The following is an 820-nucleotide window of genomic DNA, read 5'->3' on the forward strand; positions in this document are numbered from 1 at the left end:
TCACCCCCGGCCCGCTGCCGGAACGAGACCCGCAAATTGGCATGACGGCGGAGCATCCTGGCCACGGCGTCCCGCAGCCGGGACGCGTCCAGGGGGCCGTCCAGGTCAAGGACCAGCTGGGCGGTGTAGACGTCGGGTGCCGCCTCGTCGAACAGGGCGTGGAAGAACAGGCCGTGCTGCAGCGGCGACAACGGCAGGATGTCCTCAAGCTGGCTCACGTGCGCTCCACTCCGCGTCGAGTTCCGCCGCGAACGCGTCGATCTCTTCCTGGGCGATGGGGACGATCAGGTCGGACGGGGTCAGGCCGCCGCCTGTGTGCCGGGACAGGCCGGTCAGCGCGGCGAACCACGCCTCGGCCAGTTCCCTGACCTGTTCCTCGTCGTACAGGCGCCCCGCCCAGGACCAGGTCGCCCGCAACCGGGGCCCGCCCGGCAGGTCCCGGGTGACGGCGTTGACCTCCAGCGCGTGCGGGAGGGCGAGGCCCGGCGCGTGCCCGCCGCCCACCGCCTCGGACTCGGGCGCCGGAGACCAGTCGGTCCCGGCGGCGGCCTCGACCCGGCCCAGGTAGTTGAAGGCCAGCTCCGGGGTGGGGCGGCGGGTCAGCCCGGCACCGGCGGAGGTGAGGTGGCGGAGCAGCCCGTACCCGATGCCGCCGTCGGGCACGGCGCGAAGCTGCTCCTTGACGCGCTTGATCGCCTGGCCGGCGGTGGGACCGGACAGGTCGGACCAGTCGGCGGGCCCGGGGTCGAGCCTGACGGGGTGGAAGGTGGTGAACCAGCCCACGGTCCGGGACAGGTCCACCCCGGGGAAGACGTCCTCC

2 protein-coding genes are annotated in these 820 nt (G+C 73.8%); both read right to left on the minus strand.

The features are described 5' to 3' along the window. Positions 1–218: condensation domain-containing protein (locus tag ABD841_RS40555; protein ID WP_344982406.1), on the minus strand; the 218-nt coding region annotated here is incomplete at its 3' end. Next, positions 205–820, minus strand: a 616-nt coding sequence (locus ABD841_RS40560; RefSeq protein WP_344982407.1) for a condensation domain-containing protein, incomplete at its 5' end; no start/stop codon positions are given. The genes ABD841_RS40560 and ABD841_RS40555, both read right to left, overlap by 14 nt.

This window comes from Streptosporangium fragile (assembly GCF_039534445.1).
Lineage (GTDB): Bacteria > Actinomycetota > Actinomycetes > Streptosporangiales > Streptosporangiaceae > Streptosporangium > Streptosporangium fragile.